The organism is Vibrio ostreicida, from assembly GCF_013074385.2.
GTDB classification, from domain to species: domain Bacteria; phylum Pseudomonadota; class Gammaproteobacteria; order Enterobacterales; family Vibrionaceae; genus Vibrio; species Vibrio ostreicida.
Window position 1 is genome coordinate 411,069 of record NZ_JABEYA020000002.1, and the last position, 17,532, is coordinate 428,600.

Sequence of the window (17,532 nt, forward strand, 5' to 3'; positions counted from 1 at the left end):
GGGTTTCATGAAGATACGTGGCCTCGTTTGTTATTATTTACGACGTGAATGAATGAAGTAGTGTCGGACAAGGCAGTGGCGGGTTTTGAGGTTTATTTAGGCCAGTTCTGCGGTGAACAAAGCTATAAGCATCACTCTTAACGATGATAACTCTCTTAAATGGGCTCAACACTAGAGCCTAATGGGGATAAAATGGGTGTTGTGGTCTAATGATCCCGCTTAGGCAGTATGCCCATTGGATGACTAGGCACCCGATCTTCAGACGCGAGGATCACTATACCTGCAATGTCATCACCTAATCTTTTGCTACTATATTGGCTAGACAGAAATCAAAATACCAAAAAGGCCTGACAGCAAAATATGCTCTCAGGCCTTTATTTATCTGGCGCTCCCGACAGGATTCGAACCTGTGACCTATCCCTTAGGAGGGGATCGCGCTATCCAGCTGTGCCACGGGAGCATTGAGCGATCATAATACTCATTTCAAAACAGAAGTTAAGTATTCACTGGCTGATTTAGTGCAGTTTGTGCATTACGTCGCCAATCTGGATGCTGCCCGCGAGTTCAGGTTGATCAACCGTCACCTCTGCTTCATTTTCATAGACTTTAGAGACGGTCAGTGTGATCTGAGATTGGGTCACTTTATTGCGCGGCAAGCCACGTTGATCGATAAAAGATCCCGTATGCCAAAGCTGAAGTTTATCCCCTTGCTGCACGCCATGCAGGCGCCCTAAATCTATGGTGATCACGTTGTCCCATTTGGCGATAATTTCGGGTAAGGTAATTTTACAAGAGACCTCTGATTCAAGATCGAGCATGATGTTTCGGCTGACACGTATCATCATATCCCCATACGTGGATGCCCAGAAACGAGCACTTTTTGTATCGACTTGGCTGGTTTTCGGGAAAGGCCATCGTGCGACCTCTCTATAATTACGGTTATACACTTGGTTGCCGGTTTTTCCATCAAAGACCACCATCTCCAAAGCGAACTGGCGATTAATGGCATCATCACTGAGCAACTTTTGTTCTACCGTTGCGGTGAGGTCGGTGATCACGCCGCCGATAATGTATTGCGCTCCGGTATCCTCTGCAATCATTTTGAGGCGTTCTGGGTAGCGTTCACTAATCTCATAATCTGTGGTGCCAACGGACACGAAGTTGACCGACTGTTGGTCAAGCTGGCGATTAATGACGGTCGCAAAGTCATCACCCAAACGGTAAACTTGTCCCATGACCGCCTGTTGGGGTGAGGCAATGTCAATATTGCCGACCAAAAACGTCTTTTTATATTGATTGACATGGCAACCCGTTGCCGATGGGTATATATCGACACGAGCTCTGACGAACATTACGCCGTCTCTGATCACTTGCTTGTCCACCAGAATATAGCGAACTTCAGTGTTGCTGAATTGATATTCTTTACGTTCACCTTCGAGTAGGGGCCTTAAATTAGAAATACTGCCGATATCGGCGCCAGAGAAGCTAACTGCTTTATATAAGGCATCTTCCAGCGCGTGAACGCGAGCGACTTCTTCTGAGGACACAATGCTGGCTGTTCCCGTTACCTCATACCAACCAGCGTTGGCGACACTGGCGTAAAGTGACGCGTAAAGGGCTGAAATAATTAAAAGAAGCGCTTTTTTCATCTGTATCGTCCAAGTTGGTTCATTTTTTGCTTAATCTATCTTAACTGATTTAGGTATTGCCGTTCCAAATCGTTGCACATTTAGAATAGCAAGGACTGTTCCACTTTTATGAAAGATAAGTATTGAAACGTGCCAATGCCTTATTTGTTCGGAGATTAGACAATGAAAAAATGGCTAACACTCGTACCGGTGGTCTTTTTGACTGCTTGTGCCTTCGCCCCAATTTATAACGGTAAAGAACCCTACCCAGGCTCTCAATTCATGTTGATGGAAAGCCCGCGTCATACTCTTGACTTTTTTGTTGAGAGCATGACAGAAGAACTCATGGTGTCAAATACGAGTGTGTCAGCAAGAACACCGATTGCTGTGACTTCTTTTGTAGATTTGCAAAATATGGATGCGACCAACTGGTTAGGTAACTCGGTATCAGAAGGGTTTATTCACCAGTTTCAACGTCGTGGGTTTAAAGTGGTTGATTATAAAACGACAGGCTCAATTCAAGTCACGCAGCAGGGCGATTTTGCATTTAGTCGCGATTGGAAAGATCTCTCTCAGGAACAGGACATCCAATATGTGTTGACGGGGACGATGCTTCGTCAAGAAGGAGGGGTTTTGGTCAATGCTCGTGTCGTCGGTATGCAGTCTCGTGTGGTCGTGGCCACCGCTCAGGGCTTCTTACCCGCAGACCGTATTGGTCGAGATTTGGATACTCTTAACAGTATTCGGACTGAAGATGGTGTATTAATTCGCTCTGACCCGTCGATTAGGCAGCCTTATACAGTGATTTTGCGCCCTTAGGAGTAGAGATGAAGAAGATAGTGTTATTGGTGATGGCTTTCGTCATGGTCGGTTGCCAGCCCTTGCAAAGAATGGATAAGGATGACTGGCTAACCGCCGTTGGTTATGCGGCCATTAGCGAGCAAAAAGGCCGAACTGATGACGAGCGTCAAGTCAGGGCGATGCGGGCATCAAAAATTGATGCGTATCGTGAACTTGCCGAACAGGTTTATGGGATGCGAGTCAGTGGCCGTGCTGATCTTCAGGATCAACGCTTGGGAACAGAACTTACCTCTGGGGCTGTTGATGGTGTGATCAGAGGAGCAGAGGTCGTGCGTAGCTATAAAGTCGGCGATAGTTACGTGACGGAATTGCGCTTGGATATCAAAAAAATGAATAAGATGCGTGATTATGGAGAAGTTCAGCAAGTCCCCGAAAAACGTCAGCAAACACTGTTCTAATTCAAATACACACTACGATAAAAAAAGCGGCAACATTTGCCGCTTTTTTATTGAATACCGTGTTATGCCTTAATATTGGTGCCCAGCGTTGTCACGTTTTTGGTTTGTCCATCTGCAGTGTAGGTCATGCCTAATTTGCCTTGAGTTTGCTGCATTATATTATTCAGTTTATTGAAACTCATTTGGGCTCGTTGCAAGGCTTCGCCATTGACTATATTGGCTTGTTGGCAGTCATGAACGATGGAGCGAATTTGATCGACCAGAGGGCTCAACTCTGGGTCCGACTCTAATGTCGCGACATCGGGATGCTGACTAATTCGTTGATCTGTTTGTTGCAATTGGTTCACCAAGGTTAATTTCTCTTTGGCGAACTGTTCTATTTCTTTCGCTACCCTTCGGGCTATCGCTACCTTCTCTTGCTCCAACAGGAGCGAAAGGTCAGTGGCATTTTTTAACTGGAATTCCACCAGACTGCTTAAGGCCGCCATCGCGAGAAACCGTTACTCTAGGCCGCCAAGTTCTTTTTCGAACTTGATCATATTGTCGGCCAGTTTTTGCGGGTCGACATTGTAAGAACCGTTTGCAATCGCCTCTTTAATCGCGGCGACTTTTGCTTGGTCAAAGCTGGGCTGACTTGCGAGCTGCGTGTGCATTTCACCGACGGCTTTACCTTGTCTACTTAAAGAGACCGAATCTTTTGCCACACTCGATTGCTTAACAGAATCGGTGTCTGCAGAAGGGCTTTTTTCATTACGCGCTGTGTTTCTCGTGGACGTGTTAACCGTCTGCCCAGAGCGTATGTTATCAATGCCTGCCATGTATGAGCCTTTCGTGTTTAGAATCTTGTAATGTCAATATCGACGAGCTAAGCGATTACTTTAGTGTTTTTTCGGTACGGCTAGAAAACAACCGTCACTTCAGATATCCCTGACACTCTTCCCTCAATTATACGGTTGGTTTTGGTATTTTTCACTCTTATCTGTTCTCCATGTGTTCCATCTGTGAGTGCAGTGCCTTTTGTTGTGATGGTCATCCCTGATTTCACGGCTTTGATTGTGACTGTTTCATTCCGACAAACCACACAGATATCATTACTTTCCAGAATTTCACCAGTACGCAGATTTTTCTTTACTTTCGCGCCAATTACTGACTCTATGGTGGAAAAGCCTTGCCGCCTGAGTCGTTGCAAGTCTACCATACTCATAGTGACGTCTTGACGAGCGATCAGTTGACCTCTGCTCATTGGGGAGACTAAAGTCACTTGAGGTCCAGAACGAGTGAGTCGAACAGGAACATATAATTTCCAGTTATCTACACTACACTCTATTAAGACCGTAATGTTACTTGCATTCGGGTTGGTTGACGAAGAAGACGTTTCAAGTGGCGTGGGGCAGTCGGTTGCAAACACCCGATTGTCTATATTGGCGGCTTGGGCGCTGAGTGTGCCGCCTGATGGCCACTCTACGGTAGACAAAATATAGTCTTCTGCTGAACTCTGTATTCTGATAATTTGCTCAGTCGTGGCAGAGGTTACTGAAAAACTAAAGAAAAAGCATAAAAAGACGATAGACTTGTTACAGTTTTTATAGAAAGCTCTACAATTAGTTATGGAAAGTGAGCGCAAGCGTGATTTTAAGTATGTCATTCTGTTTCTCTGTTTTTTCACAGCGTTTAAGTAGACTATCATTTTATAACATGAAAGTTTGAGATGGAGATGAGCTTATGTCGGGTATTCTTGATTCGGTGAATCAGAGAACACAACTCGTCGGTCAAAACCGATTGGAACTCCTGACGTTTCGCCTAGTTGGGCGTCAACGTTACGGTATCAATGTATTTAAGGTAAAAGAAGTTCTTCAATGTCCTCAACTTACTTTAATGCCCAATTTGCATCGGCTGGTGAAGGGAGTGGCTCACATTCGAGGGACGACGGTATCGGTGATCGATCTAAGCCTTGCGATTGGTGGGCGTCCGACAACCGATATTGACGATGCATTTGTGGTGATTGCAGAGTTCAACCGAACCATTCAGGCATTTCTTGTTACCTCAGTAGAACGCATTATTAATATGCACTGGGAAGCGATACTTCCCCCGCCAGATGGTTCGGGCAAAGCAAATTACCTGACGGCCGTCACCAATATTGATAATGAACTTGTTGAAATTCTCGATGTTGAGAAGATACTCGCAGAAATTTCACCCATCGATGAGACCATGGATGCCTCTATCGGAGAGGAAATTGCACAAGCTCAGGCGGAAACAGAAGTGGTGCGCCGAATTTTGATTGCCGATGATTCAACGGTGGCTCGCAAGCAAGTAGAGAGAGCGATTACGTCGATTGGTTTTGAGGTAATTGCGGTGAAAGACGGTAAAGAAGCGTATGATAAGTTGGTCGAAATGGCTGCCGAAGGCAGTATTTATGAGCAAATTTCGTTGGTAATCTCGGATATTGAGATGCCCGAAATGGATGGCTATACGTTGACTGCAGAAGTACGTCGCCATCCAGATTTGAAAAACCTATATGTAGTTCTCCATTCATCACTCAGTGGTGTTTTTAATCAGGCAATGGTTGAGCGAGTGGGTGCCAATGCCTTCATCGCGAAATTCAACCCTGATGAGCTTGGTAATGCAGTAAAAACTGCGCTTGCTAATTAAAGAGAAGTAAATGACAGCGATAACTATAAGCGATCAAGAATATCGTGATTTCAGCCGTTTCTTAGAATCCCAATGTGGCATTGTTCTGGGTGACAGTAAGCAGTATTTAGTCCGAAGCCGACTGAGCCCGTTGGTGGCAAAGTTTAAGATCAGTTCGTTGTCTGATCTGCTGAGAGATGTGGTCACGGGGCGCAATCGAGATTTACGGGTAGCTGCGGTTGATGCGATGACGACCAACGAAACATTATGGTTTCGTGATACCTACCCCTTCGCTGTACTGTCAGAGAAACTTTTGCCAGAGATTGCGGCAAATAAAAGGCCCATCAAAATTTGGTCTGCGGCGAGCTCGTCTGGTCAAGAACCTTATTCAATGGCGATGACTATCTTGGAGACGCAACAACGTAAGCCCGGTATGTTGCCTAATGTGGCGATCACGGCCACGGATATTTCAGCGAGCATGTTAGACATGTGTCGACAAGGTATCTACGATAATCTTGCGCTTGGCCGAGGGCTTTCCCCAGAACGTCGCCGCAGCTTTTTCGAAGAAGCAGGCGACGGCCGTATGAAGGTCAAAGACAACGTTAAACGCTTAGTGAATTTTCGTCCGCAAAACCTGATGGAAAGTTACGCATTGCTGGGCAAGTTTGACATTATATTTTGTCGTAATGTGCTGATCTATTTTTCTCCGGATATGAAGTCTCAAGTTCTCAATCAGATGGCGAACAGTCTCAACCCTGGAGGGTATCTGTTACTCGGTGCTTCCGAATCTTTAACGGGTTTAACGGATAAGTTTGAAATGGTGCGCTGTAACCCAGGTATCATTTATAAGCTAAAATAGAAGTGTGTGACTGAACGAGCCCAGCCATTGGCTGGGCTTTTTCGTTTTAGCTTGAATTGTCTCGATGGTTAACAAGATGATTGGAGCGGCCGTCCATGCCTGAGTGCAGAAATCATGGAACTGGCTCGTTAATTGCTCAGTCGTTTTGTGTAAAGTTAAACGTTTAAAAAGTAAGTTGGTACGTTAATTGCTTTCTTAAACAGTATTACCGGTCAGTTCTTTATGTAGAGGTTAACATGGCTATTTCTTTTGACAACGCATTAGGTATTCACCAATACACAGTGGGTGTACGGGAGCGCAATGCAGAGGTGATGTCCACCAACATTGCTCAAGCCAACACCCCAGGCTATAAATCGAAAGGAATGGACTTTAAAAGGGCATTGCAAGTGGCAAGTTCGGAGGCAAGCATTGGGCTTAGTCGAACCGATGGTCGGCACATTCCTGCCTCTACACAGGTTACAGGTGAAGTCCTATATCGACTTCCTACTCAGCCTGACACGGGGGATGGCAATACAGTGGATGTCGATTTGGAGCGTAATTTATTTATGCAAAACCAAATTCGTCATCAGGCCTCTCTTGACTTCTTAGGAAGTAAATTCAAGAACTTAACGAAAGCACTAAAGGGGAATAGCTAGATGAGCTTATTTACTGTATTCAATGTCACTGGTTCTGCGATGAGTGCTGAATCTGTTCGTCTAAATACGACCTCAAGTAATTTGGCAAATGCAGATAGTATCTCAAGCTCGGCGAAAGACACTTATAAAGCGCGTCATCCTGTGTTTGGTGCTGAGTTAAGTAAGGCAATGTATGGCCGCGACCATGCCGTACCCGTGCAAGTGTTGGGTATTGTTGAGAGCGATAAACCGCTCAATGCAGAATATAACCCAGATCACCCACTAGCGAATGATGATGGCTATATTTATAAGCCGAATGTCAATGTGATGGAAGAAATGGCAAATATGATTTCTGCGTCGCGTTCGTATCAAACGAATGTGCAAGTAGCAGACTCAAGTAAACAAATGCTGCTGCGTACGCTGCAGATGGGTCAATAAGGTAGGAGGTGACATATGGCCGGGGGCATTAATAATAATGTTGGTCAGACTGGCTTGTCCTATGTTGACCAGCTTAAACAGATTCAGGACAAGACTAAGCCAGATGAGGTAACGGGTAAGCAAGATCTTAAACAAGAAGACTTCTTATCCTTACTGACTAAGCAGCTTGCCCAGCAAGATCCGTTTAAGCCGGTGAGCAATGATCAGATGATCGCGCAGATGGCATCTTTTGCGACGGTAGATGGCATAGGCAAAATGAACAATCAGTTTGAAACACTGAATGCGTCTATGACTTCTAATCAAGCTCTTCAGGCTTCGTCTTTGGTTGGTCGTGATGTGCTTGTGCCTGGTGCTGCTGGCGTTAAGGGCGATGATGGCACGATGGCCGCTATGATCAAGCTTCCTCAATCTGTCGATAACTTGATGGTGCGAGTGGAAGACCAGATGGGGCAGTTGATTCGGACGTTTGATGTCGGCTCAAAGCCTGCTGGCGATAGCCGGGTGTTGTGGGATGGTAAAGATCAAAACGGTAATCCATTGCCGGCAGGCAAATACAATGTGAAAGCATCTGGATTGCTCGATGGGAAGGCTAAGGAATTTGAAGTATCGACTTATGCGAACGTCAATAGTGTCCTTCTTGGTAAAGGCGATGGAAACGTACTACTCAATCTGGCTGGCTTTGAGTCGCCAGTCCGACTGGCTGAAGTACTAGAAGTTGGCAAAGCGTAATATCGCTAGCTAGATAGGAGATTTTGGAATGTCATATATTGCACTAAGTGGTTTATCCGCAGCTCAGTTAGATCTGAACACAACCAGTAACAACCTTGCCAACGCCAACACTTTTGGCTTTAAAGAGTCTCGTGCTGAGTTTGGTGACGTTTATTCTAATTCATTGTTCACGCAGGCCAAAACGGCCCCGGGCCAAGGTGTACAACCTTCTGTTGTTGCTCAGCAATTTCATGAAGGTTCAAGTATTTACACCAATAACCCGATGGATTTGCGTATCTCGGGCACTGGTTTCTTTGCCGTTGCTAAAGATCGTTTGATTCCAACAACGAACGAATTGACCCGTAATGGCGCTTTTCACCTTAACAAAGACAATTACATGGTCACGTCAAATGATGAGTTTTTGCTGGGGTACGCGGTCAATAAAGATACGGGGGATGTGCTCTCATACGAACCATCACCCATTAACATTCCTAAAGAATTTGGTAAGCCAAAGCAAACGTCGAGTATTGATGTCGGTGTTAACCTGCCAGCAGGTGGTGATCTCAAAGACCCAGCTTTGTTCGACTTTACGGACCCTGATACGTATAACCGTTCGACTTCGTCAACGATTTATGACTCGATGGGGCAATCCTATAAACTGACAACGTATTATCTGAAAGATCAAACTCAGCCCAATACTTGGCAAACCTTTTATTCGGTAACGGACAGTGTTGGCGAGAAGCCAATCAATATTGTCGGGGGAGATGCGACCTCTCCAACCGGGCAGGTCGGTCATACCATGAAATTTAACAATGACGGGACCTTAGCCAGTCTTAACAATGGGCAGAATATCGTGTCTGAAGCCTTGGGCACTGGCGCTAACCCTGTTGACCTCAATGGTGCAGACGTTAATCAGGTCCTCTCGTTTGGTCTGGATTCGACCACTCAGTTTGCCGCTCCGTTTGAACTGACCAAATTCTATGAAGATGGTGCAACGACGGGCTTCCTGACCAAGGTTGATTTTGATGAAAATGGCAGTGTGCTCGGCACGTACTCAAACGGGGAGAATATTATCCTTGGGCGTGTATCGTTAGTGCGGGTTCCGAATGAACAAGGTCTTGACAAAAAAGGGTCAACTCAGTGGGATTCGACCCAGTTTTCGGGCGATAAGATATGGGGCGAGTCCAACAAAGGCTCCTTTGGTACGATTTCCAGTGGTACGCTTGAGCAGTCCAATATCGACATGACTCAGGAATTGGTTGACCTTATTTCGGCACAACGTAACTTTCAGGCTAACTCGCGTTCTCTTGAAGTACATAACCAGACTCAGCAGAACATTCTGCAAATTCGTTAATACGTTCTCAACTGCAAGCTGGTGGCAATCACCAGCTTGCCCTTTTGCCGCTTATGGCAACTTCTCTCATACCGCCTCGTAAAAAAAACTCCAAATCCATTTAAATTCTTGAAATATATGAACTTATAGTTATGGCACAATCTTTGCTTTATTTGTTTTAGATAGCAATGATTGGAGCAAATTATGGACCGTGCACTGTTTCTCGCAATGAGTGGCGCTAAGCAAAACATGCAGGCTATGCAGCTAAGAGCGAACAACTTGGCAAACGTCAGTACGACGGGGTTCCGTGCAGATTTGGCCCATGCCCGTTCTATGCAGGCCTATGGCGAAGGTATGCCAAGCCGCGTATTTAGCATGACGGAAAGGCCGGGTCATAATTTTCAGCAGGGCAGTGTGATAACAACGGGTCGTGATCTTGATGCAACGATTGAGGGACAGGGCTGGATTGCGGTGCTTGATAATGCAGGCAATGAGGGCCTCACTCGCAACGGTAATATGAACGTTGATGTCAATGGACTACTTAGAAACGGCAAAGGGCACTTGGTCTTGGGAGAGAACGGCGCGCCGATTACATTGCCGATTCCCGTGAGTAAAATTGAGGTGGGTTCTGATGGCACTATCTCTGTTGTGCCTCAGGGAGCGCCTGCGGATGCGATTGAAATTGTTGACCGTATCAAACTGACGAGCACCAATAATCAGGCCTTATATAAAGACGTCAACGGTCTGTTTCGTGTCAAAGATCCGAACGCGGCGTATGAAATGGACGCGGGCGTGAAATTGCTAACCGGTGCGTTGGAAGGCAGTAACGTTAATGCCATCGGTGAAATGACCAACCTGATTGATCTGCAGCGACAGTTTGAGATGCAGGCCAAGATGATGAGTACGGCAGAAGAGATGGACAAAGCGTCTGACTCATTGCTTCGTATGAGCTAAGCAGATTATTAGGAGAGAACTATGCATCCTGCATTATGGGTAAGTAAAACGGGTTTGGATGCCCAGCAAACCAACATATCAACGATTTCAAATAATCTAGCGAATGCCTCTACGGTGGGTTTTAAAAAAAGCCGTGCAGTATTTGAAGACTTGTTTTACCAAAATATTAACCAGCCGGGCGGCCAGTCATCACAAAACACGGAACTCCCGAGTGGATTGATGCTGGGTGCGGGCTCTAAAGTGGTGGCTACCCAAAAAGTGCACACTCAGGGTAATACCCAAACCACCAATAACAGTCTCGATATGATGATCGAAGGCGACGGCTTTTTTCAAATATTAATGCCTGACGGTAATATCGGTTACAGCCGTAATGGACAATTTACGGTCAACGATGAAGGCATCATTGTGACCTCTGGCGCGGGTTATACGTTGGAACCTGAAATTGCGATTCCTGAAGACGCGATCAGCATTACAATCGGTACCGATGGTGAGGTTTCTGTTCGGGTCAGAGGCCAGCAAGACAACCAAGTTTTGGGACAAATCACAACGGTTGACTTTGTTAACCCAGGTGGACTGGAGCCGATTGGACAGAACTTGTATTTGCCGACGGGTGCAAGTGGCGATCCCCAAGAGGGCGTACCAGGTTTTGATGGGTTTGGTGATTTACGACAGTCAATGCTCGAAACGTCAAACGTCAACGTGACGGAAGAGCTGGTCAATATGATTGAAGCTCAACGGGTTTACGAAATGAATTCAAAAGTTATCTCAGCGGTAGATAAAATGATGAGTTTTGTTAACCAGCAGCTCTAAGATGGTCGGATTGAGGACACTTGAATGAATCGTTTACTGACTTTAATCGCATTGGCTCTCCTGTCGGGGTGTTCGATGATGCAACCACCGATTGAAACATCGGATATCACTCAAGGTACCACCACGGTCGATGCGGTTGAGGGGGATAAATCTGAAGATGAAGGCACAGGTATTATTGATACCTTGCGTGGCCGTTCTGACCCGATTGCAGGTGACCCAGCATGGGCTCCGATCCACCCTAAGCATCAACCCGAGCACTACGCGGCTGAGACGGGCTCGTTGTTTAACACCGCCCGTGCCAGTAGCCTCTATGATGATTCAAAACCTCGTGGTGTGGGTGACATCATCACGGTGACGTTGGATGAAAATACCAAAGCGGCAAAAAGTTCCGATGCCGATTTATCGAAGAACAACGATGCGTCCATGGACCCGCTGGAAGTGGGAGGACAGGAACTGAATATTGGTGACTACAACTTTTCTTATAATTTGAGCAATGACAATTCTTTCAGCGGCAGCGCGGCAGCCAATCAGAGTAACAGCCTCTCTGGGTCGATCACCGTTGAAGTGGTTGAAGTGCTGGCGAATGGTAACCTAGTGATACGCGGCGAAAAATGGTTGACGTTTAATACGGGCGATGAATACATCCGTCTTAGTGGAACCATTCGGCCAGATGATATTACGTTTGATAATACGATTGCCTCAAATCGCATCTCGAATGCACGTATTCGCTATTCAGGCACCGGATCTCAGCAAGATATGCAAGAACCTGGATTCTTGGCACGATTCTTTAATGTTGCTCTTTAAGTTTATCTGATGCCGTTTTTTTGGCACATTAGCCAAATGGGCACAGAGTTTTGAGTAAAGGTATTCCGATGAATAAATTAATCCTGTTATTGACCAGTGTTGTGTTTGTGGCAACGCACGCTCACGCCGCACGAATTAAAGATGTTTCGCAGGTGGCCGGTGTACGCAGTAACCAACTGGTTGGTTACGGTTTGGTCACAGGATTACCCGGGACAGGTGAATCGACGCCATTTACCGATCAAAGTTTTAATGCGATGTTGGAAAATTTTGGTATCCAGCTGCCGCCGGGGACCAAACCAAAATCTAAGAACGTCGCTGCCGTGATTGTCACCGCTGATTTGGCTGCTTTTTCCAAGCAAGGTCAAACGATTGATGTGACCGTTTCCTCGATTGGTGCGGCGAAGAGTTTACGTGGCGGTACTTTAATGCAAACGATGCTCAAAGGCCTTGATGGGCAAATCTATGCCGTTGCACAGGGCAATCTTGTCGTAAGTGGCTTTAGTGCCGAAGGCGCTGATGGGTCTAAAATTGTCGGCAACAACCCTGCCGCGGGTATGATCTCGAATGGTGCGATTGTGGAGCGCGAAATTCCTTCGCCATTTGGTCGTGGTGATTACATCACATTCAATTTACTGGAATCAGACTTTACCACCGCTCAGCGCATGGCTGATGCCGTTAATAACTTTCTTGGTCCTCAAATGGCACAGGCCATTGACGCGACGTCAGTAAAAGTGAGGGCGCCACGTGACGTATCACAGCGCGTTTCTTTCTTGTCGGCGGTAGAAAACCTCGAATTTAGTCCTGCGGACGGTTCGGCGAAAATTATTGTTAATTCGCGTACTGGGACCATTGTTGTCGGTAAACATGTCAGATTAAAGCCTGCCGCCGTCACTCATGGTGGGATGACCGTGGCGATCAAAGAGAACTTAAATGTGACTCAACCCAATGCATTGGGGGGGGGCGAAACCGTGGTCACGCCAGATACCGATATTGAAGTGACCGAAGAGCAGGGCAAGATGTTTAAGTTTGAACCTGGTTTGACGCTGGACGATTTGGTTCGTGCGGTCAATGAAGTTGGGGCCGCGCCATCCGATTTAATGGCGATACTACAAGCACTGAAACAAGCAGGGGCCATTGAAGGTCAGCTGATTGTTATCTAGGGGGCAGCATGATTAACAACAGTAACGATATTGGTTTTATTCATGATATTGCCAATCTTGATAAATTGCGCCAAAAGGCGGTGGATGGCGACAAAGATGCCGAAAAAGAAGCGTTGACATCGGCCGCTAAGCAATTTGAAGCGATTTTCACTTCGATGCTGTTCAAATCTATGCGTGATGCTAATTCAACCTTTGAATCCGGTTTAATGGACAGCCAGAATCAGCAATTCTATCGCCAGATGATGGATGAACAAATGTCGAGTGAGCTGAGTGCTTCGGGATCATTAGGTTTAGCTGATATGATTGTTGCCCAACTGTCTTCCGGCAGTGTTGAAAATCCAAACGCCAATGCGCGCAACGCGGATTTTGAAGCGATAATGAAAAAAGTCGATCGAACACGTGATCAGGCCGCGAGTACACCCGCTGAAGTGACAAGACTCAATGCTGACAGCAGCTCTCGATTTGACTCGCCACAATCGTTTGTCTCATCAATGAAACCGTATGCGGAAAAAGCGGCCAGAGCGTTGGGCATTGATTCCTCACTGTTGCTTGCTCAAGCGGCTTTGGAAACGGGTTGGGGGCAAAAGGTGGTTAATAATGCTCGTGGCAGCAGCAATAATTTGTTTAATATCAAAGCCGACCCCAGCTGGAGTGGTGACAAGGTTGCAACGCAAACGTTGGAATATCATCAAGGGATCCCAGTGAAAGAAAAAGCCTCGTTCCGCTCTTATCAAAACTATGAAGAGAGTTTTAATGATTACGTTCGCTTCCTCAATGAAAACCCTCGTTATACCACCGCGTTGGGCCATGGTGGCAGCGATGAAGCATTTATTCGCGGCATTCATCAAGCAGGGTATGCGACAGACCCACGTTATGCTGACAAAGTCTTAAATGTGAAAGAAAAAATTGATCAGATGTAAGATTCAACACCTGCCTGAATTGAGAGTGGTGGTGTTGTACATTCTTTGGTTTGCAATGGCTTAGGTCCCTTTCTGCCATTGCTTATGTTCTTAACCCTTCACCTCTATCCCTGACTATTTAGCCCCTCTAATACCACTATGTTACCTGTCTGGCACATATCTTGCTTTAATTAAAATAGATGTTCAATTAATGCTGATTTTAAAAGGTTTCTTGGGGGCTATATGGCGTCTGATCTTCTGAATCTTGGTTCGCAAAGTGTGCTGACGGCTCAGAGACAACTCAACACCACGGGTCATAACATCTCTAATGTGAATACAGAGGGTTATAATCGTCAGTCGGTGATTCAAGGTACAAACATGCCTCGCCAGTATGGTGGGGAAACCTACGGTATGGGCGTCCATGTGGACAATGTTCGCCGCTCGTGGGATGAGTTTGCCGTTAAGGAGTTGAATTCTTCCTCGACCAATTACGCGAACAAACTAGAGAATGAAGAAAATTTGGAAATGCTCTCTAATTTACTGTCGTCTGTTTCGTCGAAAAAAATCCCTGAGAATATCAATGAATGGTTTGATGCGGTTAAGTCGCTTGCTGACAGCCCCAACGATATTGGTGCCCGTAAGGTGGTCCTAGAGAAAGCCGATTTGGTGACACAAAACCTGAATGATTTCCATGAAACCGTTCGTTTGCAATCGGATGTTGTGAACAAGAAGCTCGACTTGGGCATAGAACGTATGAATCAGCTGGCGTTTGAGATCAGAGATATGAATAGGCTCATGATGCGCACGCCCGGACCACACAACGATTTGTTGGATGAGTTCGAAAAACTCGTTACGGAATTATCTGACTATACAAAGGTGACGGTAACGAATCGAAATAAAGCTGAAGGTTTTAATATCCATATCGGCAACGGACATACGTTGGTTTCGGGCACTGAGGCGAGTCAGTTAAAGATGATTGACGGTTATCCAGATGTCCACCAACGACGTTTAGCCATGGTGGAAGGTAAAGGCATAAAGGCGATTACCACCAAAGACATTGATGGAAAACTGGGCTCTATGCTCACCATGCGCGATGAGCAAATTCCTGATTTGTTAGACCAATTAGGCAAAATGGCGACGGCCTTTTCACACGATATCAATCAGCTTCAGTCTCAGGGGCTCGATTTACGCGGTCATATTGGTGGTTTGATGTTTACCGATGTCAATTCTGATGTCGTGGCGAAATCTCGAGTGGTGACTGGATCGAATTCGACGGCGGATCTCAGCGTGTATATTGAAGACACCAGTAAACTGGTCGGTGGTGAATACTCACTGCAACGTGCCGATGGTGACTACTACATTACTCGTCCCGATGGTGTACGCACGATGGCGCCTGTGGTGGGGGGGGCAATCACACTGGATGGCCTGCGTATTGATATCAAGCAAGATCTGGCTGCGGGGGAGCGTGTGCTTCTTCGCCCAACTCGTCGCGGCGCGCAACAAATGAAAATGGAGACGAATGATCCCACGGCGATTGCCGCCCAAAGTTATGAAGCATCCACAACCTTTGCTCAGGGTGGGGCTGGTTTCTCAATCGTTAATGCTGGGCAGTTACGTGAGTTTGAAGTGATTATTTCTCCCGATGGGAAACAGTTTGCGGTCACGGACACGAAAGGCAATATTTTACTTCAGCCGCAGAATTATCCCCCAACAGGTCCTGTGACAGTACAAGGGACTACATTCGGGTTGACGGAAGGGGCGTTGCCCAACGATAAGTTTACGGCAAACCTTGTCCCGTCAGAAGGGGATAACGGCAATTTGTTGAAGATGCAGAACATTCAGACGGATAAGCGCCTCAATGAAGGTGAATCAACTGTACTCGATATTTATCACAACTTGAATACAGACGTTGGTTTACAAAAATCGACGGCTTCGCGGTTAACCGATGTTTCTAAGCTTGAAAAAGAAGCGGCTCAGGAACGAGTCGCCTCAGTCTCTGGCGTTAATCTTGATGAAGAAGCGGCCAATATGATGAAGTTCCAGCAGGCCTACATGGCGTCATCACGTATTATGCAAGCTTCGAATGACACCTTTAACGCTATTTTGGCGCTGAGATAGGGAGGGAACTAAATTATGACCCGTATTTCAAGTTTCCATAATTATCAATCTGTTCAAAATGACATTCGGCGTCAGGAAGCTAAAATTCACCACAATCAGGCGCAGCTCGCATCCGGTAAAAAGCTCTTGGGTGCCAGTGATGATCCTCTTGCCACGCACTACATTCAAAATCTTGGCCAACAGAAAGAACAGTTGCGTCAGTTTACGGATGCCATTGTTCTCAGCAGGAATCGTCTTGAGCACCATGAGGTGATTATCGACAACGCGGAACAATTTGCCGATGAAGCGAAGCGAACTGTGATGGAAATGATTAATGGCTCTTTGTCTCCCGAAGACCGGATCGCCAAGCGTCGTGAATTGCGGGAGATTTCGAATAACTTCCTCAATTTATCAAATGTTCAGGATGAAACGGGCAATTACATTTTTGCGGGAACGAAACCTAAGAATCAGCCGTTTTTCAGAAACAATCAGGACGACGTGGTGTACACCGGCGATGATTATCAACGAAAAATGAAGATTTCAAACAGCCTTGAGATGCCCATCAATGATCCCGGCAGCAAGGTGTTTATGGAAATAGACAATCCGTATGGGGATTTTGAACCCCAGTATGCGCTCAAAGAGGGATCCGAGCTCTTGCTAGAACGGGCGACAAATTTGGATTCCACCGATAACTCGACCTACAAATTGACGTTTGTCGACATGCCAGACGGCAGCAATGGTTATCAGTTGGAACAAAATGGCGCGGTGGTACAAGTCGATGTTTTTGATCCGACCGTGGGCATCAAATTTGGCGATGTCTCGATACAAATCAAAGGGCAAATCACCAAAGGTGATGCAATCACATTGGAACCTCGAAAAACATACAGTATTTTCGAGACGTTTAAGACATCGATTCAATTGGCTGAAGGGTCGGTTTCGGATGCATCCAATACCGCTAAGTTGCATCAGGTTACGAGAGAATTTCATGCCGCGTTTATTCACCTGAATAAAACAAGAACAGATATTGGTGCTCGTTTAGAGACCTTAGATATTCAGGAAGAACAACACGCGGATTTTGATCTGACTCTTGCCAAGTCAAAGAGTAATTTCGAAGATCTCGATTACGCGGATGCGGTGATTGAGTTCAATGAAAATTCTCGCGCGCTTCAAGCGTCGCAACAGGCATTTGGTAAGACGAAAGATTTAACACTTTTTAATTACATCTGATGGAATTGCCGTACGTGCTAAGCCGTATGCGCAGAGTTGGATGTCGTTATCTGGATAAGAACAAAGCACTCTGTGCTGTGGCAACCAGGTGGCAAAAAGGCGGCAATACATTTG

19 protein-coding genes and 1 tRNA gene are annotated in these 17,532 nt (G+C 46.1%); 15 read left to right on the forward strand and 5 right to left on the reverse strand.

Annotation, left to right across the window (positions count from 1 at the left end; translation table 11 throughout):
• Positions 1-383 precede the first annotated feature (383 nt).
• Both HLM86_RS05565 and HLM86_RS05570 read right to left on the reverse strand, forming a co-directional pair.
• Positions 384-460 (reverse strand) — tRNA-Arg (locus HLM86_RS05565).
• Between the two features lie 55 nt (positions 461-515).
• Positions 516-1,649, reverse strand: a complete 1,134-nt coding sequence (locus HLM86_RS05570; RefSeq protein ID WP_076586700.1) for a flagellar assembly protein FlgT — start codon at positions 1,647-1,649, stop codon at positions 516-518.
• Positions 1,650-1,811: 162 nt separating this feature from the next.
• Between HLM86_RS05570 and HLM86_RS05575 the strand changes: the two genes are divergently transcribed.
• Together HLM86_RS05575 and flgP are read left to right on the forward strand one after the other, a co-directional pair.
• Positions 1,812-2,447 (forward strand): FlgO family outer membrane protein, encoded by a 636-nt coding sequence (locus HLM86_RS05575; RefSeq protein WP_076586702.1) that lies wholly within the window; start codon positions 1,812-1,814, stop codon positions 2,445-2,447.
• Positions 2,448-2,455: 8 nt separating this feature from the next.
• The gene (gene flgP / locus HLM86_RS05580) at positions 2,456-2,887 is read left to right on the forward strand and encodes a flagellar assembly lipoprotein FlgP (RefSeq protein WP_076586704.1); all 432 of its coding nucleotides are present in this window, start codon (positions 2,456-2,458) and stop codon (positions 2,885-2,887) included.
• Positions 2,888-2,949: 62 nt separating this feature from the next.
• Here the strand turns inward: flgP and HLM86_RS05585 are convergent, their stop codons facing one another.
• The 3 genes from HLM86_RS05585 to flgA form a co-directional block, all read right to left on the reverse strand.
• Positions 2,950-3,375 carry a flagella synthesis protein FlgN gene (locus tag HLM86_RS05585; protein ID WP_076586706.1) on the reverse strand — a complete coding sequence of 142 codons (426 nt, stop codon included), beginning with the start codon at positions 3,373-3,375 and terminating at the stop codon, positions 2,950-2,952.
• Positions 3,376-3,387: 12 nt separating this feature from the next.
• Entirely contained in the window at positions 3,388-3,705 is a 318-nt protein-coding gene (gene flgM / locus HLM86_RS05590; protein WP_076586708.1) for a flagellar biosynthesis anti-sigma factor FlgM, read from the reverse strand.
• Positions 3,706-3,785: 80 nt separating this feature from the next.
• Positions 3,786-4,532 (reverse strand): flagellar basal body P-ring formation chaperone FlgA, encoded by a 747-nt coding sequence (flgA, locus tag HLM86_RS05595; protein ID WP_076586710.1) that lies wholly within the window; start codon positions 4,530-4,532, stop codon positions 3,786-3,788.
• A gap of 77 nt (positions 4,533-4,609) precedes the next feature.
• Here flgA and HLM86_RS05600 point away from each other — a divergent pair, with 77 nt between their 5' ends.
• The 13 genes from HLM86_RS05600 to flgL all read left to right on the forward strand — a co-directional run bounded on the left by HLM86_RS05600 (position 4,610) and on the right by flgL (position 17,418).
• The gene (locus HLM86_RS05600) at positions 4,610-5,536 is read left to right on the forward strand and encodes a chemotaxis protein CheV (protein WP_076586712.1); all 927 of its coding nucleotides are present in this window, start codon (positions 4,610-4,612) and stop codon (positions 5,534-5,536) included.
• Between the two features lie 10 nt (positions 5,537-5,546).
• Entirely contained in the window at positions 5,547-6,374 is an 828-nt protein-coding gene (locus HLM86_RS05605) for a protein-glutamate O-methyltransferase (RefSeq protein WP_076586714.1), read from the forward strand.
• Between the two features lie 236 nt (positions 6,375-6,610).
• The gene (flgB, locus tag HLM86_RS05610) at positions 6,611-7,009 is read left to right on the forward strand and encodes a flagellar basal body rod protein FlgB (RefSeq protein WP_076586716.1); all 399 of its coding nucleotides are present in this window, start codon (positions 6,611-6,613) and stop codon (positions 7,007-7,009) included.
• Positions 7,010-7,426, forward strand: coding sequence for a flagellar basal body rod protein FlgC (gene flgC / locus HLM86_RS05615; RefSeq protein ID WP_076586718.1), 417 nt, complete (start codon positions 7,010-7,012; stop codon positions 7,424-7,426).
• A gap of 15 nt (positions 7,427-7,441) precedes the next feature.
• Entirely contained in the window at positions 7,442-8,155 is a 714-nt protein-coding gene (flgD, locus tag HLM86_RS05620) for a flagellar hook assembly protein FlgD (protein ID WP_076586720.1), read from the forward strand.
• 28 nt (positions 8,156-8,183) lie between these two features.
• Positions 8,184-9,488: a flagellar hook protein FlgE gene (gene flgE / locus HLM86_RS05625; protein WP_076586722.1), complete on the forward strand. Its 1,305-nt coding sequence runs from the start codon at positions 8,184-8,186 to the stop codon at positions 9,486-9,488.
• Positions 9,489-9,671: 183 nt separating this feature from the next.
• The gene (locus HLM86_RS05630; RefSeq protein ID WP_076586724.1) at positions 9,672-10,421 is read left to right on the forward strand and encodes a flagellar basal body rod protein FlgF; all 750 of its coding nucleotides are present in this window, start codon (positions 9,672-9,674) and stop codon (positions 10,419-10,421) included.
• A 21-nt stretch (positions 10,422-10,442) separates the two neighbouring features.
• A complete protein-coding gene (gene flgG / locus HLM86_RS05635; protein ID WP_076586726.1) occupies positions 10,443-11,231 on the forward strand; it encodes a flagellar basal-body rod protein FlgG in 789 nt (262 codons plus the stop codon).
• A 24-nt stretch (positions 11,232-11,255) separates the two neighbouring features.
• Positions 11,256-12,035 (forward strand): flagellar basal body L-ring protein FlgH, encoded by a 780-nt coding sequence (gene flgH, locus HLM86_RS05640; RefSeq protein ID WP_076586728.1) that lies wholly within the window; start codon positions 11,256-11,258, stop codon positions 12,033-12,035.
• A gap of 68 nt (positions 12,036-12,103) precedes the next feature.
• Positions 12,104-13,195 (forward strand): flagellar basal body P-ring protein FlgI, encoded by a 1,092-nt coding sequence (locus HLM86_RS05645; protein WP_170882385.1) that lies wholly within the window; start codon positions 12,104-12,106, stop codon positions 13,193-13,195.
• 8 nt (positions 13,196-13,203) lie between these two features.
• On the forward strand, positions 13,204-14,115 hold the full coding sequence (flgJ, locus tag HLM86_RS05650) for a flagellar assembly peptidoglycan hydrolase FlgJ (RefSeq protein ID WP_076586730.1): 912 nt from the start codon (positions 13,204-13,206) through the stop codon (positions 14,113-14,115).
• A 222-nt stretch (positions 14,116-14,337) separates the two neighbouring features.
• A complete protein-coding gene (flgK, locus tag HLM86_RS05655; protein WP_076586732.1) occupies positions 14,338-16,212 on the forward strand; it encodes a flagellar hook-associated protein FlgK in 1,875 nt (624 codons plus the stop codon).
• A 12-nt stretch (positions 16,213-16,224) separates the two neighbouring features.
• Positions 16,225-17,418 (forward strand): flagellar hook-associated protein FlgL, encoded by a 1,194-nt coding sequence (flgL, locus tag HLM86_RS05660; protein WP_170882468.1) that lies wholly within the window; start codon positions 16,225-16,227, stop codon positions 17,416-17,418.
• Positions 17,419-17,532 lie beyond the last annotated feature (114 nt).